Source organism: Reyranella sp. (assembly GCF_965229815.1).
Taxonomy (GTDB): Bacteria; Pseudomonadota; Alphaproteobacteria; order Reyranellales; family Reyranellaceae; genus Reyranella.
The window spans coordinates 115,279-139,806 of sequence record NZ_CBDDJN010000002.1 but is presented as its reverse complement, the minus strand read 5'-3'; the positions used below and the strand labels follow the sequence as shown (position 1 = coordinate 139,806).

Here is a 24,528-nt window from a genome sequence, read left to right as displayed (position 1 = left end):
GTTCCTATGCCGCTGTTTGATGAATGTTGCCGCCGAGATAGGCCTGCTTGACGCGCGGGTCGGTGCGCACCTCCTCCGCCGGGCCCTCCATGAAGAGCCGGCCCTGCTCCATGACCAGGGCGCGGTCGGAGATGAGCAGCGCGCCGCGCACGTTCTGCTCGACCACCAGGACGGTGACGCCGGTCGCCGCGATGCGCTGGACCGTCGTGAAGACGTCGCCCTGCATCTTGGGCGACAGGCCGAGCGAGGGCTCGTCGAGCAGCAGCAGGCCGGGCTCGACCAGGAGCACCATGGCCATCTCGAGGATCTGCTGCTCGCCGCCGGAGAGGTTGCCGGCCTCGGTGCGCCACTTCTGCTGCAGCATCGGGAACAGGCCGGTCACGCGGCCGATGGCGGCCTCGTGCACCGACCCCGGCAAGGTGTAGCAGCCCATCTTGAGGTTCTCGGCGACCGACATCGCGGGGAAGTTGCAGCGCCCCTGGGGGACGAAGCCGATGCCGCGCTTCAGCCTCTCCCACGGCGGCAGGCGCTCGATCGTCTCGCCCTTGTAGACGATCTGGCCGGAGAAGAGCCTGTTGGTGCCGTAGATCGCGCGCAACAGGGTCGACTTGCCGGCGCCGTTGCCGCCGATCAGCGTGGTGATGCTGCCGGGCAGGAGGCGGGCGGAGAAGTCCCGCACGATCGGGTTGTCGCCGTAGCCTGCGGTGACCGAGACCAGCTCGAGCGCGGGCGCGGTCATGCCGCGCCCCGCATCTCGGCCTCGGCCATCTCGGGCGTCATGCCGAGATAGGCCTCGAGCACGCGCGCGTCGGTGTGGATCTCCTGGGCCGTTCCCTCGGCGAGCTTGCGGCCCTGGTCGAGGACGATCACGCGGTGGCAGAGGTTGGTGATGAACTCGACATTGTGCTCGACGATCAGGAAGGTCTCGCCGGCCCGGTTGAGCTGGGCCAGCGCCGCCTCGATCTCGCGGATGCGCGTCGGGTTGACGCCGGCCACCGGCTCGTCGAGCACGACGATCCTGGGGCGCGGCATCAGGGCGGCGGCGAGCGCCACCAGCTTCTTCTGGCCGTAGGACAGGATGCCGGTCTCGATGTTCCAGTAGCGCTTGAGCCCGATCAGGTCGACCAGCTCGCGGGCCCGCGTCTCGGCCGCGGCGACCGCGTCGCGATAGCGGCGGGTGCGCAGGAACTCGTCGATCCAGGTGGCGGGATCGAACTGCTGGCCGGCGATCGCGAGATTGTCGCGCAGGCTGAGCTGCTCGTAGATGCGCACGGTCTGGAAGGTCCGCATCAGGCCGGCGCGGGCGATGTGATGGGCCGGGCGGCCTGAGATGTCGTTGCCGGCCAGCACGATGCGGCCGCCGTCGCGCTTCTGGAAGCCCGAGATGCAGTCGATGGCCGTGCTCTTGCCCGAGCCGTTGGGACCGATCAGGCCGGTGATCGAGCCGGCCTCGACGGCGAAGGAGACGCCGTCCAGCGCGTGCACGCCGGCGTAGGACTTGCGCAGGTCGGAGACCTCGAGGATGGCGGTCATCGCAGCTCCTCGCGCATGCGGGCGAGGCGGCGCTCGCGCAGCCAGCCGGCGACGCCCGCGGGCATCACGAACATGGCGACGACCAGGATCACGCCGTAGATGATCATGCGCAGGTCCTCGGAGAAGCGCAGCGCCTCGGGCAGGGCGGAGAGGGCGACGCCCGCCACGATCACGCCCCAGAAGCTGCCGGCGCCGCCGATGATCACGATGATCAGGAAGGTCTGCATGTAATAGAAGTCGAGGAACAGCGGGTCGATGATCCCGAGGTGGAACGTGTAGACGCCGCCCGCCGCGCCGGTGACGGCGGCGGCGACGGCGAAGGAGGCGAGCTTGTAGGGCATCGGCGAGATGCCCTGGGCGCGCACCAGCGGCTCGTTCTGCTTGATGGCGACGAGGGTGCGGCCGATGCGCGAGCTGCAGAGCGCGTAGAGAAACGCCAGCATCGCGACCGAGAAGCCCCAGGCGACCCAGTAGTAGCGCGGCGTCGAATCGAACTCGAAGCCGAAGGCCGACGGCCGCGGCAGGTTGGGGATGCCGAGCGGGCCGCGCGTCAGGTCGATCCAGTCGCGCGCCACCAGCGCAGCCAGAAGCGCGAAGGTCAGCGTGACGATGACGAAGGCGTGGCGGTTGGTGCGCAGCGTCGGATAGCCGAGGGCGAGCGCCAGGACGGCATTCAGCAGTGCCGCCCAGACGACGCCCCACCAGAAGGTGCCGCCGAAGGTGACGACGGTCAGTGCCGTCGCGTAGCCGCCGATGCCCCAGAAGGCGAGCTGGGCGAAGGACAGCAGCCCGGTGTAGCCGTAGACGAGGTTCAGCGCCGCCGCAGCGACGGTGAAGATCAGGGCCGAAATGCCGATGCCGATGATGTAGTGCGATTCGGTGACGAGCGGCAGGGCGCCCGCCGCCAGGGCGGCGAGCACGGCGAGGCCGAGGGCGGCGGCGGGCTTCATCCGACCCGCATGCCTCCGCGCTTGAACAGTCCGTCGGGCCGCACGAACAGCACCGCGATCATGATCACGAACACGGCCGCTTCCTGCCAGACGATCTCGAAGAAGCCGCCGATCCAGCTCTCGATCAGGCCGAGCCCGATCGCCGCGGCGATGGCGCCCGGGATGTTGCCCAGCCCGCCGATGATGACCAGCGCGAAGGCCTTGAAGATCAGGAACTGGCCCATGTAGGGCGTGACGAGCTGAATGGGCGAGATCGCCGCGCCGGCGAGGCCGCACAGGCCGGCGGCCAGGACGACGGCGTTGCGGGCGACGACGCGCGGGCGGATGCCGACCATGAGCGCCGCCTCGCGGTTCTGCGCGATGGCCCGCATGGCGCGGCCGAACTGGGTGTAGCGCAGCACGCCGTAGAGCCCGGCGAAGGCCGCGACCGCCGCGCCGGCGCCGATGATGCGCGTCCAGGTGATGCGGATCGAGCCGATCGAGACGCCCTCGAACCCGTACTGGGTGTCGACCATGCGTGGCGTCGCGGTGAAGAAGTACTGCATCGTGTGGATGATGATGATCGACAGGCCGAGCGTGATCAGGATGCTGCGCTCGAACTCGTCGGGCCTGAGCCTGGCGAGCAGCACCTCGTAGAACACGAAGCCGAACAGCATGATCGACACGATCGCCACCGCCAGCGCAGGCCAGTAGAGCAGGCCCATCACCGGCAGCGCGAAGGTCATGGCGAAGGCGCCGAGCATCAGGAGCTCGCCATGCGCGAAGTTGATGATCTCCATGACGCCGAAGATCAGCGACAGGCCGACCGCGATCAGGGCGTAGATCAGGCCCAATGCGATGCCGTTGAGGGTGAGCTGAAGGAGGTAGACGGCGTCGACGTTCATCTTGCTCGCGGCTTTGCAATTCCCGGACCAGCGGCGACTCGCGAAGCCGGCGGCCAATGTGCGTTGACAGATAAACGAGATTCCTGCGAACGTGCAACTATCGTGACGATGTACCGATATCCGGAACAAGCTGCCGGACCGCGGCGGCCCGCCGCGGCGCGTCCCCGCGACGGTCGTCGTCCGTCCGGCTCGCAGTCGCTCGAGCGCGGCCTCGACATCCTCGAGATGATCGAAGCCGAGAGCGGCGACATCGGCGTGCGCGAACTGGCGCGCCGGCTCGGCCTCAGCCCGTCGATCGTGCAGCGGCTGGTGACGTCGCTGGCAGCGCGCGGCTACATCGAGAAGAGCCGCGAGACGGCCCGCTACCGTCTCGGGCCGCGGGCCATGATCCTGGGCGCGAGCGGCGAGCGCGGCGTCGACTATGCCGTCACGGCGCGCCGCGAGCTGGAGCGGCTGGCACACGACTACCGGCTGAACGGCTTCGTCTCGGTGCTGCGCGGCGGCCGCGCCGTCTACCTGCTGGCGGTGCAGGCCGACGGACCGGTCGCCATCAAGGTCAATGTCGGCAGCGAGATGCCGCTGCACAGCACGGCGGCGGGCAAGGTGCTGCTGGCCTCGCTCGACGACGCCGACGCGCGCAAGCTGGTCGGCGGCCGGAAGCTGGCGGCCATCACGCCGCAGACGATCACCGATCCCGCCCAGCTCGTCGCGTCGCTCGCGCGGGTCCGGCGCCAGGGCTTCGCCACCGTGGCCGAGGAGAACATTCCCGGCGTGCTGTCGGTCGGCGCGCCGATCTGCGACCGCTCGGGCGCCGTCGTGGCGGCGCTGAGCGTCGCCTTTCCGAAATATCTCGCCGCGGGCCTGACGCTGCAGAGCGCCGAGCCCCTCGTGACGGCGGCGGCGTTGCGCGTATCGCGCACATTGGGCGGCGGGGCGCTTGGCACGCCGTCTGCAATGCGATTGACTGCAAACGGGGAGCGTAACGGAGGGAAACGATGAGGGTGAAGCTATTGACGGCGGCGGCGATCGCCAGCCTTTGGGGTGCGGGGTCTGCGCTGGCGCAGCAGGGCCCGATCGTGATCGGCGTCTCGACGCCGAAGACAGGCGTCGCGGCGGTGGCGTCGGAATGGGAGATGTGGGGCGTCAACCTCGCGGTCGAGGAGATCAACGCCTCGGGCGGCTTGCTCGGCCGCAAGGTCGAGCTGATGGTGCTCGACAACAAGTGCAATCCGTCGGAGGCGGTCAACGTCGCCAACAAGCTGGTCGAGGCCAAGGTCGTGGCGGTCGAGGGCGCGCATTGCAGCTCGGCCCATCTCGCCAGCATGAAGATCCTGGCCGACGCCAAGATTCCGATCATCACCGGGATCGCGTCCAATCCGCAGATCACGGCGCTGGCCGGTCCGGGCCGCAACGAATACTCGTTCCGCATCAGCCCGTCGGACCAGGCGATGATGGACGCGCTCGGCATCTATCTCGGCGACAAGAAGACCTTCAAGACCGTCGCCATCGTCGGCGAGGACACCGACTTCGGCCGCGGCGGCGCCGATGCCTTCAAGGCGGTGGCCGGCAAGGCCGGCGTCAACGTCGTGTCGACCGACTTCCATCCGCAGAATGCGCCGGACTTCACCAGCATCCTGACGCGCCTGCAGCAGCGCCGGCCGGACGCCATCGCCACCTTCCAGGTCGGCGGCGATTCGATCAACTTCCTGCGCCAGGCCATGCAGCTCGGAGTGCGCATCCCCTATACCGGCCGCATCGAGCTGGGCGGACGCAACCAGCCGATCATCGAGGCTGGCGGCATGGAGAACTCGATCAGCGCCTGGACCTACAACTCGACCATCGACGCGCCGTCGAACAAGGCCTTCGTCGAGAAGATCAAGGCCAAGCACAATTCCGAGCCCTACCTGCAGACCTGGGGCGGCTACGACGCGATCCGCGTCCTCGCCCAGGCTATCAAGAACGCCGGCACGACCGACGGCGAGAAGGTCAAGGACGCCATCAAGGCCCTCAAGTTCACCAACGTGATGGGCAAGGAAGTGACCTTCGACGATCACAACTCGGCCGGCCGCTTCGTCGTCCTGCAGACGGTGAAGAACAAGAAGGTCGGCGTCGCCGACATCGTCGAGGTCAAGTAGCCGCCGACGCGTCGCCCCTCGGCCGGGCCGAGGGGCGGCTCTTTCCCGGAAGGCGGCGATCGGCGTCGCCTTCCCATCGGCCCTGGTGCCCGCCGACGCGCGGCCTCCCGCCGATCCTTCCGAACGAAACCGGGCCATCATTGGGGCCTTTCCGTCCCGCCGCAGGACGGGCGAACGGCGCTGGACGAGCGGGCCCGCTTTCGAGGAAGCTGTGCCGCCGGACGCCCGGGCGGCGTCTCCTGTTCGCGCGCGACGCGCGGGCGCAAAACGCACAAGAGGGAGGGGACCATGGAAGTCGGAGTCTTCTATTTTCCGACGGACTACGGCATCGACATGGCCGAGCTCGCGAAGGCGCTGGAGGATCGCGGCTTCGATTCGCTCTACGTGCCGGAGCACACGCATATCCCGGTCAGCCGCAAGTCGCCCTTCCCGGGCGGCGGCGAGCTGCCCAAGCGCTATTCGCATACCCACGATCCGTTCGTGGCGCTGTCCTTCGCGGCGGCCGCCACCAAGCGGCTGAAGGTCGGCACCGGCATCCTGCTGGTGCCGCAGCACGAGCCGATCGTGACGGCCAAGGCCATCGCCTCGCTCGACCAGCTCTCGGGCGGCCGCTTCGTGTTCGGCATCGGCGGCGGATGGAACGTCGAGGAGATGGAGAACCACGGCGCCCGCTACAACACGCGCTTCAAGCAGATGCGTGAGCACGTGCTGGCGATGAAGGCCCTGTGGACCGAGGAGGAGGCTTCGTTCCACGGCGAGTTCGTGAACTTCGACGCGGTCTGGTCGTGGCCCAAGCCCCGCCAGGCACCGCATCCGCCGATCATCCTGGGCGGCGAGAGCGACCACACGCTGCGCCGCGTCGTCGACTATTGCGACGGCTGGTTCCCGCGCACGCGCGCGGGCTTCGACGCGCCCGAGCAGCTCGCGCGGCTGCACCGCATGGCCGAGCAGAAGGGCCGCGATCCCAGGACGCTCACCACCATCGTGTTCGGTGCGCCGAACGACGCCAAGGCGCTAGAGGCCTACGCAAGCGCGGGCGTCGACGGCGCGTTGCTGGCGGTGCCCGACAAGAGCCGCGACGAGATCCTGGCCTATCTCGACAAGGTGGCGCCGCTCGCGAAGCTCAAGGAAGCGGCGTGACCGTCGCCATCGGCCTCGGCCTGATGGAATTCCCCTTCGCCGGCGGGGCCGACTACTGGCGATGGGTCGACCTCTGCGAGGCCGGCGGCGTCGATTCGCTGTGGCAGACCGACCGGCTGGTGAGCCGCCAGCCGATCCTCGAATGCATGGCGACGATGGCGGCGCTGGCCGGCCGCACGCGCCGCCTGCGCTTCGGCATGAACGTCGTGTCGCTGGCACTGCGCGATCCGGTGCTGCTGGCCAAGCAGTGCGCCACCATCGACGTGCTGTCGGAGGGCCGCCTGCTGCCGGCCTTCGGCATCGGCAGCCCGCTCGGCCCGGAATGGCAGGCGCTCGACATCGACACGAAGACGCGCGGCCGGCGCACCGACGAGGCGCTCGAGATCATCGCCCGGCTGTGGCGCGAGGACAGCGTCGACTTCGAGGGCCGCCACTACCGGCTGAAGGGCGCGGCGATCTCGCCGAAGCCGGTGCAGCCCGACCTGCCGATGTGGATCGGCGGCTCGTCGGATGCCGCGATTCGGCGCACCGCCCGCTACGGCACAGGCTGGCAGTCCGGCGCCGAGCTGCCCGACGCCGTCGGCAAGGTCGTCGCCGCCATCAAGGCGGCGGTGGCCGAGGCCGGCCGCACGATCGACGAGGACCATTACGGCGCGGCCTTCCCGTTCTACTTCGGCAGCCCGACCGACAGCGTGCTCTCGGGCGCCATGGAAGCCTACCGGAAGCGCACCGGCCGCGACCCGTCGGGCTATTTCGCGATCGGCGACGAGACGGTGATCCTCGACCGGGTCGCCGAGTATGTCGCCGCCGGCGTCGAGAAGTTCATCCTGCGTCCCGTCGGCCCGGACGGCGAGGCGATCATCGCCCAGACGAAGAGGCTGATCGACAAGGTGCTGCCGCAGGTCGAGGCGCGGTGGCCGAAGAAGATGAAAGCGGCCTAGGACGGTCCCGATGTCATCCCGAGCGTAGCGAGGGACCTTTCTGCGGCCTCAAAGGCCCCTCGCTTCGCTCGGGGTGACAGACAACAGGAGGAAACCATGCATATCGGCGCGGCGATGTTCTTCACCGACTATTCCATGACGCCGGCGGCGCTCGCCACGGCACTGGAGGAGCGCGGCTTCGAATCGGTGTGGGCGCCCGAGCACTCGCACATCCCGCTGACGCGCAAGTCGGAATGGCCGGGCGGCGGCGAGCTGCCCAAGAAGTACTACGATGCCATGGACCCGTTCGTGACGCTGACCGCCGCCGCGGCGGCGACGAAGAAGCTGAAGGTCGGGACCGGCGTCTGCCTGGTGAACCAGCGCGATCCGATCCAGACCGCCAAGGCCGTCGCCTCGATCGACCAGGTCTCGGGCGGCCGCTTCCTGTTCGGCGTCGGCAACGGCTGGAACCAGGACGAGATGGAGAATCACGGCACGGTGTTCGAATCGCGCCACAAGCTGGTGCGCGAGCGCATCGAGGCCATGAAGGTGATCTGGACAAAGTCCAAGGCCGAGTATCACGGCGACATGGTGAGCTTCGACGCGATGATGGCCTGGCCCAAGCCGGTGCAGAAGCCGCATCCGCCGGTGCTGGTGGGCGGCGCCTTCCCGTTCGGCGCCCGCCGTGCCATCCGCTACGGCGACGGCTGGATGCCGCTGCGCCGGCGCAAGGCCTATCCCGAGGTGCGCGACCTGATCCCCAAGTTCCAGGACATGGCCCGCGAGGCCAATCGCGACCTCGCCTCGCTCCCGGTCTCGATCTGGGAATCGAAGGAGGACGAGAGCGAGCTGAAGCGTGACCGCGACGCCGGCGTGGTGCGCGTCATCGTCAGCCTCGATTCGGCGAAGGGCGACGTGATCCTGCCGCAGCTCGACCGCTGGGCGAAGCTCGCGACCAAGGTGGCCTAGGAACAGCAAGCCTGTCATCCCGAACGTAGCGAGGGACCTTTCCTGTTGCGCTAAAGGTCCCTCGCCGCGCTCGGGATGACACCATCCGCTAAACCAGAGCCAGCACGTCCTTCTTGAAGGTCTGCATCTGTCCCAGCATCGCGTCGACGGTGGGGCCGGGGAAGCCGAAGTCGAGGCAGCCGACGCCGAGATCGCGCAGGGCGCGGATGTCGTTGGCGAGGTCGGCCGGCGGGCCCGAGAACAGGCGACGCTCGCCGTCGTCGGCCTTGGCCGGCGCGTCCTTGCCGAACACGGTGACGCGCAGCGTGACGCCGACGGAATCGGGCTTGCGGCCGGCATCCGCCGTCATCTTGCGCAGCCGCGCCACCTGGGTCTTGAAGCGCTTCAGGCTGTCGAGCGGGTTCGCCGGATTGGTGCCGATCGGGTACCAGGCGTCGCCGAGCTGCGCGGTGCGCCGCAGGGCCGGGCCGCTCTCGCCGCCGACCCAGATCGGCGGATGCGGCTTCTGCACCGGCTTGGGGTCCATCAGGATCTTGTCGAAGCGCACGTACTGGCCTGCGAAGCTCGGCTTGGGATTGGTCCAGAGCTCGATGAAGGCCTTGAGGTACTCGTCGGTGACCTTGCCGCGCGCCGCGAAATCGGGCGCCTGGATCGCCTCGAACTCCTCCTTCATCCAGCCGGCGCCGATGCCCAGCACCAGCCGGCCGCCCGACAGCACGTCGATGGTCGAGAGCATCTTGGCGGTCAGGACCGCAGGGCGATGCGGGACCACCATGACGGACGACACGAGCCGCAGCGTCTTCGTCTTGGCGGCGACGAACGCCATCTCGATGAGCTGCTCGTGGCGCTCGACGCGCGAGCCCGACGGGAATTCACCGGTGTTGCTGTAGGGGTATTTTGCCTCGATGTCCGTCGGGATGACGACATGGTCGCTGAAGGTGGCGTAGTCGAAACCCATGGCCTCGGCCTCGACGACCAGCCGCACGAGCTGGTCGGTCGCGGACATCGGGCCCTGGGTGGGTGCGTTGAAGCCGTACTGCATGGCGTATCCCCCCGGATCGAGCATTGGTGTCGCGCCCATTCTACACGATGCAGGCGGGCCTGATTGACGCTATCGTGACGGCACCAGCGTTCTCTCGAGGATCCTCATGTCGGAGCTTTCCGGGCTGATGGCGGATGCGGCGCATCTGCGCGACCAGGGCCATGGCCGGCTGATCACCTATTCGCGCAAGGTGTTCATCCCGCTGACCAAGCTCTGCCGCGACGTCTGCCACTACTGCACCTTCGCCGAGACGCCGCACGCGACGCAGCCGGCTTACCTGTCGCCCGACGAGGTGCTGGCGATCGCCCGCGCCGGCAAGGCGGCCGGCTGCACCGAGGCGCTGTTCACGCTCGGCGACAAGCCCGAGCTGCGCTACCGCGCGGCGCGCGAGGCGCTCGACGCGCTGGGCTACGACTCGACCATCGCCTACCTGACGGCGATGTGCGCGCTGGTGCTGCGCGAGACCGGCCTGCTGCCGCACGCCAATCCTGGCGTCATGACGCGCGAGGAGATCGCCGCGTTGCGCGAGGTCACGGCCAGCCAGGGCATCATGCTGGAATCGACCAGCGAGCGGCTCTGCGAGAAGGGCGGCGTGCATTTCGGCTCGCCCGACAAGCACCCGGCGGTGCGGCTGGAGACGATTCGCCTCGCCGGCGAGCTCAAGGTGCCGTTCACCACCGGCATCCTGATCGGCATCGGCGAGACGCGCGAGGAACGTCTCGACGCGCTGCGCGCCATCCGCGACCTGCATGAGACCTACGGCCATATCCAGGAAGTGATCGTCCAGAATTTCCGCGCCAAGGCCGACACCAAGCTGGCCGACGCCGACGAGCCCGACCTCGACGAGCTCTGCTGGACCATCGCGCAGGCCCGCCTGATCCTCGGTCCCGCCATGAACCTGCAGGCGCCGCCCAACCTGTCGCCCGGCGTCTACCAGAAGCTGGTCGGGGCGGGGCTGAACGACTGGGGCGGCGTGTCGCCGGTGACGCCCGACCACGTCAATCCCGAGGCGCCGTGGCCCGCGGTCGACGAGCTGGCGCGGCGCAGCGCCGAGATGGGCAAGGTGCTGGTGAACCGGCTGGCGGTCTATCCGTCCTATGCGCGGGCGGCCGCGACCTGGCTGGCGCCCGAGGTGGCGACCCAGGTGCGGCGGATGAGCGATGCCGAGGGCCTGGCGCGCGAGGACGACTGGGCGCCCGGCAACACCGAGCCGCCGCCGGCGCCGCAGGTGCTGCTGTCTTCCGTCGATCCCGAGGTCGCGCGCATCGTCGACCGGGCCACCGCCGGCCAGCGGCTCGACCCGCCGGAGATCATGCGGCTGTTCGCGGCACGCGACGCCGACTACCGCCACGTCACGCAGGCGGCCGATGCGCTGCGCCAGGCGGTGAGCGGCGACGTCATCCGCTACGTCGTGAACCGCAACATCAACTACACCAACATCTGCTACTTCCGCTGCAAGTTCTGCGCCTTCTCCAAGGGGCGCACGCATGACGACCTGCGCGGCAAGCCCTACGACCTCGCATTGGAGGAAGTGTCGCGGCGCGCCATCGAGGCGTGGGAGCGCGGCGCCACCGAGGTCTGCCTGCAGGGCGGTATCCATCCCGACTATACGGGCGAGACCTACGAGGCGATCTGCCGGGCGATCAAGCAGGCGGTGCCGGGCATGCACATCCATGCCTTCTCGCCGCTCGAGGTGACGCAGGGCGCGATGACCAAGCAGGAGTCGATCCCCGACTTCCTGGCCGGCCTCAAGGAGGCCGGGCTCGGCACGCTGCCGGGCACGGCGGCCGAGATCCTCGACGACGAGGTGCGGGCGGTCATCTGCCCCGACAAGATCAACACTTCCCAGTGGCTGGACGTGCAGCGCGCCGCCCACAGGCAGGGCCTGCGCACGACCTCGACCATCATGTACGGCCATGTCGAGACCTCGCTCGCCTGGGCGCGGCATCTGCTGGTGCTGCGCGACCTGCAGGCCGAGACCGGCGGCTTCACCGAGTTCGTGCCGCTGCCCTTCGTGCACATGGAAGCGCCGATGTACCGCCAGGGCCTGGCGCGCAAAGGCCCGACTTTCCGCGAGGCGGTGATCATGCATTCGATCGCCCGGCTGGCGCTGCACCCGGCCATTCCCAACATCCAGACCTCGTGGGTGAAGATGGGCCCGGCGGGTGCCGCGATCTGCCTGAACGCCGGCGCCAACGACCTCGGTGGCACGCTGATGAACGAGAGCATCTCGCGCGCCGCCGGCACGCAGCACGGCCAGGAATTCCCGCCCGACGAGATGGAGAAGCTGATCCGCTCGATCGGCCGCACGCCGCAGCAGCGCACCACGCTCTACGGCGAGGTCCCCGACGACCGCCGCGCCGCGTCGTTTGTCGCGGGCGAGCTGGCGCCGATCGTCCTGACCCCGCCCCGCAAGCGGGTGGCGGCCTAGAGCTTGGTCATCTCGCAATCATGCTCCTCTCCCCCGCGAGGGGGAGAGGTTGGGTGAGGGGGGAGGCACCCGTCGTTGCCCCCCTCTCCTAGCCTCTCCCCCTAACGGGGGAGAGGAACATGACGCTGTCATCCCGAGCGTAGCGAGGGACCTCTAAGGTCGCAGGAAAGGTCCCTCGCTGCGCTCGGGATGACAGTTTTCGCTGCCTCTACCACTCGAAGACACGCCACCGACCGGGCTGATCCGTAGGCACTCTTGCATCTCGCAATCATGCTCCTCTCCCCCGCGAGGGGGAGAGGAACATGACGGTGTTTCTCGCTGCTTCTACCGTTCGAAGATGTCGAGGGGCAGGACGGCCGAGACCGTCATGTTGGGCACGTCGACGACCTGGCTGATGCGCAGGTCGACGGCGACGCTGGCGAGGCAGTAGGCCTGCTCGCGCGAGAAGCTGTAGGCGTCGGCGATGTAGTCGATCATGTTCACCAGCGCGTTGCGGGCGGCCAGCGTGATGTTCTCCGACTCCGCGCCGCCGTCGCCGCGCAGCGACATGCCGGTGGTGGCGTAGTAGCCCTTGCTCGGCATCGTGCCGTGGGCGCCGTGCACGCCCGGCGCGCCGTGATGGGCGTGGCCGGGCAGGGCATAGGACGGGTCGTTCTGGCGTCGGCGCGTCGCCTCGCCCTTCAGCACGTCGAAGCGGGCGACGAAGGTCGCCGAGGTCTCGACCGCGGTGCCGCAGGATTCGCCGTCGCCCTGCGCGAAATGCGCGTCGCCGACCGAGAACAGCGCGCCCGGCACCTGGACCGGCAGGTAGAGGGTGGCGCCCTCGGTCAGCGACTTGATGTCGAAATTGCCGCCGGTCTCGTGCGGCGCGATGGTGCGCATCGCCTTCGACGCGATGCCGGGCTCGGTCGGCACGGCGCCTGCCGCGTCCGGCGGCATCACCATGCCGCCGCGGCCCAGCAGCTCGGCCTCGCGGGCGGTGATCTTCTGCAGGAGCGCGTGCGAGGGCGCCACGCCCATCACGCCCATGAACGGCGCGCCGGGGATGCGCACGCCGGGAAGCTGCGGCGACACGGCGAAGCCGCCTTCCATCTCCCAGTGCACGAGGAACGGCGTGGCGAAGAGATCGCGCAGGAAGCCGAAGCCCGGCATGATCATGGTGAAGCCGCGGCTGGCCGGGATGATCTTCTCGATCTTCACCGCCAGCAGGTCGCCGGGCTCGGCGCCCTCGACATGCACCGGGCCGGTCAGCGGATGGATGCGGCCCATCTCGACACCGGCGAGATCGGCTGCCGTCGTGCGCGCGGTGATCTGGCCATCGAGCCCGTCGAGCGTCTCCATCTCGACCGACGAGCCCGAGGCGATCTTCACCGCCGGTGCGATGTCGGGATGCCAGCGGTTGTGACCCTTGTCGGCCTGCCGCACGAGCGGCAGGGCGGGATCGACGTGGATGTGGTTGTGCGCCATGCAGCCCTCCGTGGAATCCACGAAGGGCCATGCAATCGAGATGCCACGCCCTCGCGGGGCTGGCGTTCGCGGCCGTTAGGCCTTCACCTGTTCCGCCAGCCAGTCGATGCCAGCCTGCGCGCCGCCCTTGCCGTGCGGGATGCGCAGCGCCTCGAGCGCCATCTCGATCACGCCCAGCAGGCCCAGCACCATCGGTGCGTTGACATGGCCCATATGGGCGATGCGGAAGGCCTTGCCGGAGAGCTCGCCGATCCCGTGGCCGAGGATGACGCCGCAGTTGCGGTCGCAATAGGCGCGCAGCGTCTCGGGATCGAAGCCCTTGGCCAGGACGGCGGTGACCGTGTCGCACCGCTCGGCCGGCTCGATGATGTTGAAGCCGATCGCCTGGCCCTCGGCCCAGATGCCGACGGCGCGGCGCACCGCCTCGGCGAGCAGCCGGTGCCGGCGGAAGGCATTCTCCAGCCCTTCCTCGAACAGGAGGTCGAGCGCCTGGCGCAGGCCGAACAGCAGGTGCTCGGGCGGCGTGCCGGCATATTTCTGATAGTGCTGGTCGCCCTCGCGGTCGGTCCAGTCCCAGTAGGGCGTGCGCAGGCCGGCCTTGCGATGGCGCTCGCGCGCGCGGTCGTTGGCGGCGACGAAGCCGAGGCCGGGCGGCGTCATCATGCCCTTCTGCGAGCCGGACATGGCGACGTCGACTCCCCAGGCGTCCATCTCGAAGGGCATGCAGCCGAGCGACGCCACCGTGTCGACCATCAGGAGCGCATCGTGCCCGGCGGCGCGCATCGCCTTGCCGATCGCCTCGATGTCGTTGACCACGCCGGAGGCGGTGTCGATCTGGGCGACCAGCACCGCCTTGAAGGTTCCGCCGGCCGGCTTTTCGGCGAGGTCGGCCTTGAGCCGCGCCTCGACCTCGTCGGGCCGCACGGCGCGGCGCATGTCGCCCTTCAGCACCTCGACCTCGACTCCCATGCGCCGGGCGCTCTCGCCCCAGCCGATGGCGAAGCGGCCGCTTTCCAGGACCAGGATGCGGTCGCCGCGCGAGAGCACGTTGGTGAGGCTGGCCTCCCAGGCGCCGTGGCCGTTGGCGATGTAGATGTAGGCGCGGCCGGCCGTCCGGAAGACGCGGGCGACGTCGCGCAGCAGCCCGTCGGTCAGCGCGAGCAGCGGGCCGGAGTAGATGTCCACGGCCGGCCGGTGCATGGCGCGCAGCACCTCGTCGGGGATCGTCGTCGGCCCGGGAATGGCCAGAAACTCTCGTCCCGCCCGCACGCTCATCCTGCAGTTCCTTCCATCGAAGAGAGGGTCGGCCAGACTAACACAACCGCGCTCACGGCGAGCGCTCCGCCAGCAGCCGCGCGATCCCCGCCTCCTCGAGGAAGGCCCGCGTCCGCGTCCCGGCCGATTGCGGCAGGCGGAGGAAGGCGGCGAGGTCGACCGGATGGTCGATGTCCATGGCGATGCCCGGCTGGCGCAGCACGGTGGGCTCGATGCCGCAGCGCCGCGCCGCGTCGAGGTGCGGGAAGTAGCTGTTCTCGCCGAAGCGCAGCGGCACGGCGTCGGGCGGCGAGCAGATCACCGCGTTGGAGCCGAGATCGTCGTGGGCCGGCGAGATGGTGAAGGCGGGTGCCGGCAGATGGGCGGCGACCAGCAGGTCGACCTCCTGCGGGGTCACCGCCGGAATGTCGCCGGGCAGGGTGATCATGCCCGGCACGCCTTCGCGGGCGAGGAGCCGCAGCCCGGCCGTGACGCTGCCGGTATGGCCCTCGCGCGCGCCCTCGGTCGAGACGCGCGCGCCGAGCCGCCCGGCCAGCGCCGTCGTCGTCGGATCGAGGGTGACGACCAGCACGCCGGCCAGGCTCCGAGCCTCGCACACCGCCGCCAGGACCTCGCCCATCATCACCTCGATCAGGGCGCGCCGCTGGGCGGGCGAGAGAAGCGGCGCCAGGCGCTGCTTGGCGCCCTCCAGCTCCTTGACCGGAACGATCGCCCAGATGCCCTTGCTGCTCATGCCAGGGAATCGGCGAAGTCGAGCACCGTGCGCGCCAGCGCCTCCTTGTCCTCGACCGTCTTCATCAGCGTCGGCGCCGCGCGCGTCGCCACCGAGATGCCCGCGCCGTCGGCCTCGTCGACGATGTAGCCGTCCAGCAGGTCTCCGTAGCGGCCGGCGGCCGAGGCGGCGCTCACGGCGAGACCCAGCTCCTCCATCATCTTGGCGGTCGGACCCTTGACGGCCCGGCCGCCGACGATCGGCGACACCGCGACGACCGGCGCGCCACTGGCGGCGATCGCCGCGCGCAGGCCGGGCACGGCCAGGATCGGCTCGATGCTGATGAACGGATTGGACGGGCAGATCACGACGGCGCGCGCGCGGCCGGGCGCCAGCGCCGCCATCACCTCGGGCTGCGGCCGGGCGACGCCGGCGCCCTCGAAGGCGAGCTCGCGCACCACCGGCCGGCATTGGCGATGGACGAAGTATTCCTGGAAGTCGATCCAGCCCTCGTCGCAGCGCACGCGGGTGCGCACCGGATCGTCGCTCATCGGCAGGATGCGCGGGCCGATCCCGAGCCGGCGCGTGATGTCGTGCGTCACCTGCGACAGGGACTCGCCGGCGCGCAGGCGGCGCGTGCGCTCGACGTGCAGCGCGAGATCGCGGTCGCCGAGGCGGAACCAGTCGGCGCCGCCCAGCGTGCCGATCGTGTCCATGAACGACCAGGTCTCGTCGCGGCGGCCCCAGCCCTGCTCGGTATTGTCGAGTCCGGCCAGGACGTAGGTGAGCGTGTCGGTGTCGGGACAGATGGTGAGGCCGAGATGCTCGAAATCGTCGCCGGTGTTGGCGACCACGAGCAGGTCGTCCGGCGGCAGGATCCGGGTGAGTCCGAGCGCCAGCTTGGCGCCGCCGACGCCGCCCGACAGGGCGACGACCGTGCGCTGGTTCATCGAAACATGTCCTCGGCCGCGGGACGCACGAGCTCGGCGGCCGGGTTGGCCGGCGCCGTCCAGGCGAGGCCGCGCACCAGCACGGCCGGCTGCGCCTCGTCGCCCTGGCCCATGACCAGCGAGGCGGCCGAGGCGATCTCGTCGGCGAAGCCCGAGATGCTGACCTGCAGGGTGCGGCCGAACAGGTCGGGGTTGCCGCGCAGGTCGAGCAGGGCCGGCAGCCCGGCAGCGCCGATCGCGATGCCCTGGGTGCCGCGCCGCCAGGCGCGGCCGAAACTGTCGGTCACGATCACCGCCGGCGGCGTGCCCAGCAGCTCGCCCAGCCGCCGGCGCAGCCGCTCGGCGCTGCCGTCGGGATCGGCCGGCAGCAGCAGCGCGCGTTCGGTGCCGTCGTTCGGGCCGACATTCGACTGGTCGATGCCGGCATTGGCCATGACGAAGCCCAGCCGGTGCTCGACGATCAGCACGTTGGGGCGCGAGCGCACGACGCGCACCGATTCCGAGAGGATCAGCTCGACCAGCCGCGGATCCTTCTGGACCTCGGCGGCCAGGGCGACGGCGCGCGGGCCCGGCGTCACGTCGGCCAGCGCGACGCTGCGGCCCTCGGCCTTCGACACGATCTTCTGCGCCAGCGCCAGCACGTCATGCTCGCGCGGCTCGATGCCGGCGCGGCCGTAGCCCTCGGCGAGCAGTGCCGCCAGATCGTCGCCCGGCTGGATCATCGGCAGGCCGGGGAGGGCCACCAGCTCGAGCGTCGTCGTCCGGTTCATCCGTAGCGCTTGCGCAGACGCGGCAGCACGTCCTTGCCGAACAGGTCGAGGAACCGGTCCTGGTCGGGGCCGGGCGCATGGAACACGAGATGGTTGAAGCCGAGGCCCACGTAGTAGCCGATCTTCTCGACCATCTCCTCGGGATCGCTGGAGACGATCCAGCGGCTGGCGGCGCGCTCCAGCGGCAGGGCATCGGCCAGGCGCTGCATCTCGACGGGATCCTCGACCGAGGTCTTCTCCTCCGGCGTCAGCGCCAGCGCCGCCCAGTGGCGCGTGTCCTCGAGCGCCCGCTGGCGGTCGCTGTCGTAGGACACCTTGACCTCGATCATGTGATCGTAGGGTTGCTTGCGCTCGCCGGCCAGGGCGATGCCCTCGGCGACCTTGGGCAGCAGCGTCTCGGTGTAGAGCTCCCGCTTCTTGCCGCTGGTGCAGATGAAGCCGTCGCCCTGGCGGCCGGCATACTTGGCGACCAGCGCGCCCGCCGCGGCGACGTAGATCGGCACTTCGACGTCGGGCCGGTCGTAGATCGTCGCCTTCTCGGTCTTGTAGTACTCGCCCTCGAAGCTGATGCGCTCGCCGCGCCACAGGGTGCGGATCAGGTTGACCGCCTCCCGCAGGCGCGCGAAGCGCTCCTTGAACTCCGGCCAGGGCTGGCCGGTCGACGGCACCTCGTTCAGCGATTCGCCGGTGCCGATGCCCAGGATCACCCGGCCGGGGAACATCGAGCCCAGCGTGCCGAAGGCCTGGGCCACGATCGAGGGATGGTAGCGGAAGGTCGGCGTCAGCACGCTGGTGCCGATCATCGCGCTCGAGGTGCGGGCGCCCAGCGCGCCCAGCCAGGCGATCGAGTTGGGCGCGTGGCCGTCGATGTGCTTCCACGGCTGGAAGTGGTCGCTGACGAACACCGATTCGAAGCCGTCGCGTTCGGCGCGACAGGAGAAGTCGAGCAGCTGGGCGGGAGCGAACTGTTCGGCGGACGCCTTGTATCCGAGCTTGAGCACGGCGGTGCTTCCCCAATTGTGTGGCGAGGTCAGGGCGCAGTCATAATGGACCGCCCCTCCGCTCACAATCCCGCCGCGAGCATCGTGGCCGATGTCCCGGATTACGGGACGATTTCACAGGTGATGCCGCAGACCTCGCGCATTGACCATCGTCCTCGGGAGGCGATAGGGTTCGCCCGACGAAGCTAATCAGAGCCGTACAGGCCAGCTCGCATTCTGGAGGAAACATCATGTCGCTCAAGCGTCGCCAAGTGTTGGCCGGCTCCGCCGGCCTGGGTGTGGTATCGCTAACATCGGGACTTGCCGCTCCGGCCATCGCCAACAGCGAACCCATCCGGATCGGCTATCTGCCCGCCCTGACCGGTCCCAGCTCCTCGACCGGCGTCGGCATCACGCGCGGCACCGAGCTCGCGGTCGATGTCATCAACAAGGCCGGCGGCATCAACGGCCGCAAGATCGAGATGGTCGTCCGCGACACGCAGAGCGACCCGACCAAGGCGGTGAACGCCGTGGCCGAGCTCACCCAGCGGCAGAAAGTTGCCGCGATCTGGGGACCGCTCAACTCCGGCGAGGCGCTGGCCGCCACGCCGCTGATCGCCCGCGACAAGGTGCCGATGCTGCATCCGTGCTGGGTCGACACGCTGATCGACGTCAAGAAGTACCCGATGGCCTTCCGCCAGGCGCCGACCAACACCCAGGTCGGCAAGGGCGCCAACCACTATGTCGTCAACGTGCTGAAGCTGAAGAAGGTCGCCGTGGTGAGCGACACGACCGGCTACGGCACGTCCTCGGCCAACACCTACGTGCCGATGCTCAAGGAGATGGGCGCGGAGGTCGTCTACACCAACAACGTCGACGCCGCGAACCCAGACCTCAAGCCCGAGCTCCTGCGCATGCAGAACGCCGGCGCCCAGGCCATCATGCCGTGGAGCGTCAATGCCGGCTTCCTGTCGCGCATCTGCAACACGCGCGGCAACATGGGCTGGGACGTGCCGATCGTCGGCCAGACGACGCTGGGATCGGGCCAGACCAAGGCGCTGCTCGAGAAGCCGGAATACTGGAACAAGGTCTATTCCAACAACTTCCGCAACTGCTGCTACGTCAACGGCAAGCTGCCGCCGCGGGCGGCGGAGTATGTCGAGCGATTGAAGAAGGACAAGATCGAGGTCGCCGACACGCTCCTGTGGTGGGTCGCGCTGGGCTGGGACGGCGCCATGATGTTCGCCGATACGCTGAAGGCGGTGGGACCGAAGAACACCGACATCGTCGCCTACTGGAACAACAAGGTGAAGGGCTGGCCGGGCATCTACGGCACCGTGACGTGGACCCCCGAGCAGCACAACGGCTTCCCCGACGAGGATGTGGTCATGTGCGAGGTCAACTCGCTCAGGGACGGCGCCTTCAACATCGCGCCGGGCTACAACTCGTAGTGCAGGTCAGGCTGGGAGCGCAGCCTCGTCGCTCAGCTTCCTCTCCCCCGTCAGGGGGAGAGGCTGGGAGAGGGGGAGCCGACGTGCGCTGCCCCCTCACCCTGCCTCTCCCCCAAGAGGGGGAGAGGAGAAAGAAGCAGGTCTAGTCCCGTGTTGCAGTCCATCATCTCCTACGGCCTCGCCGTGGGGGCGGTCTACGCGCTGATCGGCATCACCTACAACGTGATGTACTCGGCCTCGCGCGTCTTCAGCTTCACCGCCGGCATGCTCGGCATGCTGGGGGGCGTGCTGGGCGCGCTGTTCATCGACAAGCTCGGCATCAATGCGGTCGTGGGCTTCGTGCTGGTCCTGGCCTGCGGCGCCCTGCTCGGCATCATCACCGAGATCGTCACCGTGCGGCCGGTGCTGAAGAGCATCGAGCAGCATCTCTACGTCCTGTCGACGCTCGCCTTCGCGCTGATGATCCAGCAGGTGACGGCGATCGAATGGGGCACCGATGCGCAGCCCTTCCCGCAGCTCATCCCCGACGGCGCAGGCTCGATCCTGGGCTTCGACCAGAAGTTCTGGCTGCCGCTGCTCGCCTGCATCGTCACCATCGCCGGCCTGGAGTTCCTCTACCGGCGGACGCTGGTCGGCCGCGCCTTCCTCGCCATCGCCGAGGACAGCTACGCCGCCCGGGCGCTCGGCCTGCCCGAGACGCGGCTCAGGATGGCGAGCTTCGCCATCGCCGGCATCATCGGCACGCTGGCCGGCTTCACCGGCGCGCAGATGCTGCTCGCCTTCTTCGGCAACCAGCCGATCCTGAACTTCTACGGCTTCGTGCCGGTGGCGCTGGGCGGCATGGGTTCCAACCGCGGCGCGGTGGTCGGCGGCCTGGCGCTCGGCCTCTTCCAGCAGGCGGCGAACTTCCTGGTCGGCGGCATCTTCGCGGCGGTCGCGGTGTTCTCGGTGTTCATCGTCGTCCTGCTGCTGCGTCCCGAGGGACTGGCCGGCGCGGCGACGGCACGGCGCGTGTGAGGAGCGGGACATGACCGAACTCACCGCCGCCGGCGCGTCGCGCGCCACCAGTTCGTCCTGGCTCGGCCGGCTCGAGGGAAGCCTGTCGTGGATCCTGCTGGGCCTGGCCGGGCTCCTGCTGCCCCTGCTCGACGATTCCTACATCGGCATCATCGCCCAGCGTGCCTACATCTACTGGGTCCTGTCGGCCGGGCTGAACCTCGTGGTCGGCTATGCCGGCCAGATCGCGATCGGCTGGGTGTCGATGCTGACGCTCGGCGCCTACACGACGGCGGCGCTCGCGGCTGGCCGCCTCGGGCCGGAGTGGAATCCCTACCTGGCGTTGATCGCGGGCGGCCTGATGGGCGCGGTGTTCGGCGTGATCGTCGGCCTGCCGGCGCTCAGGCTGCGCACCTTCTACTTCGCCATGACCACGCTCGGCTTCGCCACCATCGTCACCCAGGTGGCACTGGCCTGGAAGGACGTCACCGGCGGCGGCGTCGGCACGCCGGGCCCGACCTTCCCGTGGCCGTTCGAGCCGGGCTGGGGCTTCTACTACTTCTGCTTCGTCCTGGCGGCGCTCGCGACCTGGATCACGGCCAACATCGGCTCGAGCCGCTACGGGCGGGCGCTGGTCGCGATCCGCGACGCCGAGGTCGCGGCCGAGGCCTCGGGGATCGCCAAGGCGCGCCTGCTGATCCTGATCTTCCTGCTGGCGGGCGCCCTGGGCGGCGTGGCCGGCGGCCTGTTCGCCTCCCTGCAGTCCTACATCACGCCCGAGGCCTTCACCTTCGAGATGTCGGTGCTGTTCTTCATCGCCATCCTGATCGGCGGCCGCGGCTCGATCCTGGGCCCGGCGCTCGCCACCATCATCCTGACGGCGCTGCCCGAGTTCGCCGCTCCCCTGGTCCAGTGGTCGACCTTCCTCTATGCCGCGCTCCTGCTGGCCATCGTGCTGCTGATGCCAGGCGGCATCGCCGACCTGCTCGACTTCAAGAGCCGCCGGCCGCTCGCCCAGCACCGCGAGATCGTGCCGCGCGCCGAACTGCTGCCGCGGGTGCTCGATCGCACCGACGGCCATCGGGCGATCGTCCTCAAGGACATCGCCCTGCACTTCGGCGGCGTGCGGGCGATCGACGGCCTCGACCTCGAGATCCGGTCCGGTGAGGTGCACGGCCTGATCGGACCCAACGGCAGCGGCAAGACCACGACGCTGAACGTCATCTCCGGCTACTACGCGCCGACCTCCGGGACGCTGACGCTGGGCGGCGCCGGCCTGCCGTTCGGCCAGCCGCACATCCGGGCCGACCGCGGCATCGCCCGCACCTTCCAGACGCCGCGCCTGGTAGGCGCCGCCTCGGTGATCGAGAACGTCATGATCGGCGGCACGGTGCACGGCCATGCGACCTTCACCGAGGCGATGCTGTCGCTGCCGCGCCATCGCCGCGACGAGCGGATGCTGCGCGAGGCGGCGATGCAGGCGCTGGCCACGGTGGGCCTCGATTCGCTGGCCGAGGCGCGCGCCGACCGGCTGCAGCACAGCGAGCTGCGCTTCATGGAGATTGCCCGCGCGCTCATGCTGCGGCCGGCCTTCCTGATGCTCGACGAGCCGGCGGCCGGCCTGTCGGCCGAGGAGATCCGCCGCCTCGGCGACCTCATCAAGGCGATCAGCCGCGAGGGCACCGGCGTCCTGCTGGTCGAGCACCATGCCGACCTGATCTTCGACATCTGCGACCGGGTGACCGTGCTCAACCTCGGCAAGGTGCTGGCGGCCGGCACGCCGAACGAAATCCGCTCGCACAGGGAGGTCGTCAGTGCCTACCTCGGCGCCTGAACCGCTGCTGTCCATCGCCGGCCTGTCGGCCGGCTACGGCAAGATCGGCGTGCTGAACGGCATCGACCTCACGGTCGGGGCCGGCGAGATCGTCGCCCTGCTGGGCCCCAACGGTGCCGGCAAGAGCACGCTCCTGAAGGCGATCTCCGGCCTCGTGCCGCGCACCGGGACGGTGACCTTCGGCGGCCGCGACATGAGCGGCGCCGACCCGCGCGAGGCGGTCAATGCCGGGCTGGTGCACGTGGTCGAAGGCCATCGCGTCTTCACCCAGCTCAGCGTGCAGGACAATGTCATGCTGGCCGGCTACGGCATGAGGCGGGCGGAACTCGCGACGCAGGTGGAGGAAGCGCTCGCCTTCTTCCCCGAGATCGCCGCCAAGCGCCACGACCGCGCCGTCACCCTGTCGGGCGGCCAGCAGCAGATGCTGGCGGTGGCGCAGGGCCTGGTGCGCCGGCCGCGCCTCCTGATGCTCGACGAGCCCTCGGCCGGCCTGTCGCCGGTGCTGGTCGACCGCGTGCTGGCCGCCGCCGCCCAGTTGCGCGACGCCGGCACCGCCGTGCTGCTGGTCGAGCAGCTGATCGAGAAGGCGCTGGGGCTGGCCGACCGCGTCTATGCGCTGGCCCGCGGCACCATCGTGCTCGAGGCGCGGACCAGCGAGGACGACTTGCCCAACCGGCTGGAACACGCCTACTTCGGGCAGGATGTCAGCGCGCCGCTGGCGTCCTGACGCGTCGCTTCCCGGGAGGTCTTCGGATGTCGCAGCCACAGGGGCCCCTGAGCGGGGTCAGGGTCGTCTCGTGCTCGACGGCCCAGGCCGGCACCGTGCCCTACATGCTGATGGCCGATCTCGGCGCCGACGTGATCAAGATCGAGACGCCCCAGGGCGGCGATCCCTCGCGCCGCATGACCGTCCTGCCGGGCATGCCCAGCACCTTCTTCGAAACCAACAATCGCGGCGTGAAGAGCGTAACCCTCAACCTCAAGACGCCGGAGGGCCGCGCCATCCTGCACAGGCTGGTCGAGCGCGCCGACATCTTCGGCCAGAACTTCCGGCCCGGCGCGGCCGAGAAGAACGGCTTCGGCTGGGAGGAGCTGCGCAAGGTCAACCCGAAGCTCGTCTACGTGTCGATCTCGGGCTACGGCACGCAGGGACCCAACGGCCATCTGCCGGGGACCGATTCGATGGCCCAGGCGCTGGGCGGCATCGCCGAGGCCTATTCCGCGCCGGGCCAGAAGATGCGCACCGGCATCGCCTCGGTGGCCGACGAATCGACGGCCATGCTGGCCTTCGGCGGCGCGCTGGCCGCGCTCATCCACGCGCGCGCGACCGGCGTCGGCCAGAAGGTCGAGCTGTCGCTGCTGGGCTCGCTGGTGCGGCTGCTGGGCTGGACCTTCACCACGACCATGTGGCGCAACAAGGATCCCGTCACCGGCCAGGCCCGCGTCACCGGTACGGCGGAGCGGCCGGGCCTCAGCGCCTCGTTCAACGACCGCGACGGCAAGCCGCTGGTGTTCCAGCTCACCGGTCCCGACAACTGGCACGATTCGATGACGGCGCTGGGCTTCCTCGACCGCATCAAGGCGGCCGGCTTCGAGGATCTCGGCGTCATCATCGACAACGACGCCAAGCGGATCGAGCTTCTCGCCCTGCTCGACGATCTCTTCGCCACCGGCTCGCGTGACGACTGGGTGGCGCGGCTGCGTGCCGCCGACATCGTGTCGGCGCCGATCAACACCATGCTCGAGGCCTCGAACGATCCCGACGTGCTGGCCAACGGCCATGTCACGGAGGTCGACTATCCGAAGCACGGCAAGCGGCTGAAGGTCCACGGCACGCCCTGGCGCTTCTCCGAAACGCCGGCGCGACCCGGGATCGCCCCCGAGCTCGGCGAGCACAACGAGGCGGTGCTCGCGGAGCTGGGCTACGACGCCGCCGCGATAAGCGACTTCAAGGCGCGCAAGGTCATCTGACCGTCCGTCGCGCTACAGCGGGATGAGATGGAATCGCTTGCGATCCCGCCTCGTCTCATCCGCGCGCCCGAATGTCGTCGGATGCGGGAGGGCATGATGAGATTGGCTGTTTCCAGCC

The 24,528-nt window shown here is 69.4% G+C and carries 22 protein-coding genes; 11 read left to right on the top strand and 11 right to left on the bottom strand.

Going from position 1 to position 24,528, the window contains the following annotated elements:
* Window positions 1-4: 4 nt before the first annotated feature.
* The 4 genes from ACO073_RS01070 to ACO073_RS01055 are packed head-to-tail and all read right to left on the bottom strand — an operon-like array spanning window position 5 to window position 3,367.
* Window positions 5-739: an ABC transporter ATP-binding protein gene (locus ACO073_RS01070; protein ID WP_421994384.1), complete on the bottom strand. Its 735-nt coding sequence runs from the start codon at window positions 737-739 to the stop codon at window positions 5-7.
* Window positions 736-1,533, bottom strand: coding sequence for an ABC transporter ATP-binding protein (locus tag ACO073_RS01065; protein WP_421994382.1), 798 nt, complete (start codon window positions 1,531-1,533; stop codon window positions 736-738). Before ACO073_RS01065 ends, ACO073_RS01070 begins: the two co-directional genes overlap by 4 nt.
* Window positions 1,530-2,483 (bottom strand): branched-chain amino acid ABC transporter permease, encoded by a 954-nt coding sequence (locus tag ACO073_RS01060; RefSeq protein ID WP_421994380.1) that lies wholly within the window; start codon window positions 2,481-2,483, stop codon window positions 1,530-1,532. The genes ACO073_RS01065 and ACO073_RS01060 overlap by 4 nt, the downstream gene beginning before the upstream one ends.
* On the bottom strand, window positions 2,480-3,367 hold the full coding sequence (locus ACO073_RS01055; protein ID WP_421994377.1) for a branched-chain amino acid ABC transporter permease: 888 nt from the start codon (window positions 3,365-3,367) through the stop codon (window positions 2,480-2,482). The genes ACO073_RS01060 and ACO073_RS01055 overlap by 4 nt, the downstream gene beginning before the upstream one ends.
* A 108-nt stretch (window positions 3,368-3,475) precedes the next feature.
* Between ACO073_RS01055 and ACO073_RS01050 the strand changes: the two genes are divergently transcribed.
* From ACO073_RS01050 to ACO073_RS01030, 5 genes are all read left to right on the top strand, one after another.
* Window positions 3,476-4,366: an IclR family transcriptional regulator gene (locus tag ACO073_RS01050; protein WP_421997366.1), complete on the top strand. Its 891-nt coding sequence runs from the start codon at window positions 3,476-3,478 to the stop codon at window positions 4,364-4,366.
* Complete coding sequence (locus tag ACO073_RS01045) at window positions 4,363-5,502, top strand: ABC transporter substrate-binding protein (protein WP_421994375.1); 1,140 nt, start codon at window positions 4,363-4,365, stop codon at window positions 5,500-5,502. Before ACO073_RS01050 ends, ACO073_RS01045 begins: the two co-directional genes overlap by 4 nt.
* A 288-nt stretch (window positions 5,503-5,790) precedes the next feature.
* Window positions 5,791-6,642: an LLM class F420-dependent oxidoreductase gene (locus ACO073_RS01040; RefSeq protein ID WP_421994373.1), complete on the top strand. Its 852-nt coding sequence runs from the start codon at window positions 5,791-5,793 to the stop codon at window positions 6,640-6,642.
* Window positions 6,639-7,583: an LLM class flavin-dependent oxidoreductase gene (locus ACO073_RS01035; protein ID WP_421994371.1), complete on the top strand. Its 945-nt coding sequence runs from the start codon at window positions 6,639-6,641 to the stop codon at window positions 7,581-7,583. The genes ACO073_RS01040 and ACO073_RS01035 overlap by 4 nt, the downstream gene beginning before the upstream one ends.
* Before the next feature lie 96 nt (window positions 7,584-7,679).
* Window positions 7,680-8,531, top strand: coding sequence for an LLM class F420-dependent oxidoreductase (locus ACO073_RS01030; RefSeq protein WP_421994369.1), 852 nt, complete (start codon window positions 7,680-7,682; stop codon window positions 8,529-8,531).
* A gap of 88 nt (window positions 8,532-8,619) precedes the next feature.
* On the opposite strand, the gene ACO073_RS01025 is transcribed toward ACO073_RS01030, so the two are convergent.
* On the bottom strand, window positions 8,620-9,612 hold the full coding sequence (locus ACO073_RS01025; RefSeq protein ID WP_421994367.1) for an LLM class F420-dependent oxidoreductase: 993 nt from the start codon (window positions 9,610-9,612) through the stop codon (window positions 8,620-8,622).
* 67 nt (window positions 9,613-9,679) lie between these two features.
* Here ACO073_RS01025 and cofH point away from each other — a divergent pair, with 67 nt between their 5' ends.
* Window positions 9,680-12,004: a 5-amino-6-(D-ribitylamino)uracil--L-tyrosine 4-hydroxyphenyl transferase CofH gene (cofH, locus tag ACO073_RS01020; RefSeq protein ID WP_421994365.1), complete on the top strand. Its 2,325-nt coding sequence runs from the start codon at window positions 9,680-9,682 to the stop codon at window positions 12,002-12,004.
* Between the two features lie 324 nt (window positions 12,005-12,328).
* Here the strand turns inward: cofH and ACO073_RS01015 are convergent, their stop codons facing one another.
* The 6 genes from ACO073_RS01015 to fgd all read right to left on the bottom strand — a co-directional run bounded on the left by ACO073_RS01015 (window position 12,329) and on the right by fgd (window position 18,179).
* Window positions 12,329-13,471 (bottom strand): acetamidase/formamidase family protein, encoded by a 1,143-nt coding sequence (locus tag ACO073_RS01015; protein WP_421994363.1) that lies wholly within the window; start codon window positions 13,469-13,471, stop codon window positions 12,329-12,331.
* A 75-nt stretch (window positions 13,472-13,546) separates the two neighbouring features.
* Window positions 13,547-14,746 carry a pyridoxal-phosphate-dependent aminotransferase family protein gene (locus tag ACO073_RS01010; RefSeq protein ID WP_421994361.1) on the bottom strand — a complete coding sequence of 400 codons (1,200 nt, stop codon included), beginning with the start codon at window positions 14,744-14,746 and terminating at the stop codon, window positions 13,547-13,549.
* 52 nt (window positions 14,747-14,798) lie between these two features.
* Window positions 14,799-15,479 carry a 2-phospho-L-lactate guanylyltransferase gene (gene cofC / locus ACO073_RS01005; protein WP_421994359.1) on the bottom strand — a complete coding sequence of 227 codons (681 nt, stop codon included), beginning with the start codon at window positions 15,477-15,479 and terminating at the stop codon, window positions 14,799-14,801.
* Entirely contained in the window at window positions 15,476-16,408 is a 933-nt protein-coding gene (cofD, locus tag ACO073_RS01000) for a 2-phospho-L-lactate transferase (protein ID WP_421994357.1), read from the bottom strand. Before cofD ends, cofC begins: the two co-directional genes overlap by 4 nt.
* Window positions 16,405-17,178, bottom strand: coding sequence for a coenzyme F420-0:L-glutamate ligase (gene cofE, locus ACO073_RS00995; RefSeq protein WP_421994355.1), 774 nt, complete (start codon window positions 17,176-17,178; stop codon window positions 16,405-16,407). Before cofE ends, cofD begins: the two co-directional genes overlap by 4 nt.
* The gene (fgd, locus tag ACO073_RS00990) at window positions 17,175-18,179 is read right to left on the bottom strand and encodes a glucose-6-phosphate dehydrogenase (coenzyme-F420) (RefSeq protein ID WP_421994353.1); all 1,005 of its coding nucleotides are present in this window, start codon (window positions 18,177-18,179) and stop codon (window positions 17,175-17,177) included. The genes cofE and fgd overlap by 4 nt, the downstream gene beginning before the upstream one ends.
* Window positions 18,180-18,409: 230 nt before the next feature.
* Here fgd and ACO073_RS00985 point away from each other — a divergent pair, with 230 nt between their 5' ends.
* The 5 genes from ACO073_RS00985 (at window position 18,410) to ACO073_RS00965 (ending at window position 24,410) form a co-directional block, all read left to right on the top strand.
* Window positions 18,410-19,609 carry an ABC transporter substrate-binding protein gene (locus ACO073_RS00985; RefSeq protein ID WP_421994351.1) on the top strand — a complete coding sequence of 400 codons (1,200 nt, stop codon included), beginning with the start codon at window positions 18,410-18,412 and terminating at the stop codon, window positions 19,607-19,609.
* Between the two features lie 153 nt (window positions 19,610-19,762).
* The gene (locus ACO073_RS00980) at window positions 19,763-20,626 is read left to right on the top strand and encodes a branched-chain amino acid ABC transporter permease (RefSeq protein ID WP_421994349.1); all 864 of its coding nucleotides are present in this window, start codon (window positions 19,763-19,765) and stop codon (window positions 20,624-20,626) included.
* A 10-nt stretch (window positions 20,627-20,636) separates the two neighbouring features.
* Window positions 20,637-22,439, top strand: coding sequence for an ABC transporter permease subunit (locus ACO073_RS00975; protein WP_421994347.1), 1,803 nt, complete (start codon window positions 20,637-20,639; stop codon window positions 22,437-22,439).
* Window positions 22,420-23,166, top strand: coding sequence for an ABC transporter ATP-binding protein (locus tag ACO073_RS00970; RefSeq protein ID WP_421994345.1), 747 nt, complete (start codon window positions 22,420-22,422; stop codon window positions 23,164-23,166). Before ACO073_RS00975 ends, ACO073_RS00970 begins: the two co-directional genes overlap by 20 nt.
* A 26-nt stretch (window positions 23,167-23,192) precedes the next feature.
* Window positions 23,193-24,410 (top strand): CaiB/BaiF CoA transferase family protein, encoded by a 1,218-nt coding sequence (locus ACO073_RS00965; RefSeq protein WP_421994343.1) that lies wholly within the window; start codon window positions 23,193-23,195, stop codon window positions 24,408-24,410.
* The last annotated feature ends 118 nt before the right edge of the window (window positions 24,411-24,528 follow it).

Coding starts and splice junctions, on each gene's coding strand:
- ACO073_RS01070 (WP_421994384.1), bottom strand. CDS start 739: ATGACCGCGCCCGCGCTCGAGCTGGTCTCGGTCACCGCAGGCTACGGC.
- ACO073_RS01065 (WP_421994382.1), bottom strand. CDS start 1,533: ATGACCGCCATCCTCGAGGTCTCCGACCTGCGCAAGTCCTACGCCGGC.
- ACO073_RS01060 (WP_421994380.1), bottom strand. CDS start 2,483: ATGAAGCCCGCCGCCGCCCTCGGCCTCGCCGTGCTCGCCGCCCTGGCG.
- ACO073_RS01055 (WP_421994377.1), bottom strand. CDS start 3,367: ATGAACGTCGACGCCGTCTACCTCCTTCAGCTCACCCTCAACGGCATC.
- ACO073_RS01050 (WP_421997366.1), top strand. CDS start 3,476: ATGTACCGATATCCGGAACAAGCTGCCGGACCGCGGCGGCCCGCCGCG.
- ACO073_RS01045 (WP_421994375.1), top strand. CDS start 4,363: ATGAGGGTGAAGCTATTGACGGCGGCGGCGATCGCCAGCCTTTGGGGT.
- ACO073_RS01040 (WP_421994373.1), top strand. CDS start 5,791: ATGGAAGTCGGAGTCTTCTATTTTCCGACGGACTACGGCATCGACATG.
- ACO073_RS01030 (WP_421994369.1), top strand. CDS start 7,680: ATGCATATCGGCGCGGCGATGTTCTTCACCGACTATTCCATGACGCCG.
- ACO073_RS01025 (WP_421994367.1), bottom strand. CDS start 9,612: ATGGGCGCGACACCAATGCTCGATCCGGGGGGATACGCCATGCAGTAC.
- cofH (WP_421994365.1), top strand. CDS start 9,680: ATGTCGGAGCTTTCCGGGCTGATGGCGGATGCGGCGCATCTGCGCGAC.
- ACO073_RS01015 (WP_421994363.1), bottom strand. CDS start 13,471: ATGGCGCACAACCACATCCACGTCGATCCCGCCCTGCCGCTCGTGCGG.
- ACO073_RS01010 (WP_421994361.1), bottom strand. CDS start 14,746: ATGAGCGTGCGGGCGGGACGAGAGTTTCTGGCCATTCCCGGGCCGACG.
- cofC (WP_421994359.1), bottom strand. CDS start 15,479: ATGAGCAGCAAGGGCATCTGGGCGATCGTTCCGGTCAAGGAGCTGGAG.
- cofD (WP_421994357.1), bottom strand. CDS start 16,408: ATGAACCAGCGCACGGTCGTCGCCCTGTCGGGCGGCGTCGGCGGCGCC.
- cofE (WP_421994355.1), bottom strand. CDS start 17,178: ATGAACCGGACGACGACGCTCGAGCTGGTGGCCCTCCCCGGCCTGCCG.
- ACO073_RS00985 (WP_421994351.1), top strand. CDS start 18,410: ATGTCGCTCAAGCGTCGCCAAGTGTTGGCCGGCTCCGCCGGCCTGGGT.
- ACO073_RS00975 (WP_421994347.1), top strand. CDS start 20,637: ATGACCGAACTCACCGCCGCCGGCGCGTCGCGCGCCACCAGTTCGTCC.
- ACO073_RS00965 (WP_421994343.1), top strand. CDS start 23,193: ATGTCGCAGCCACAGGGGCCCCTGAGCGGGGTCAGGGTCGTCTCGTGC.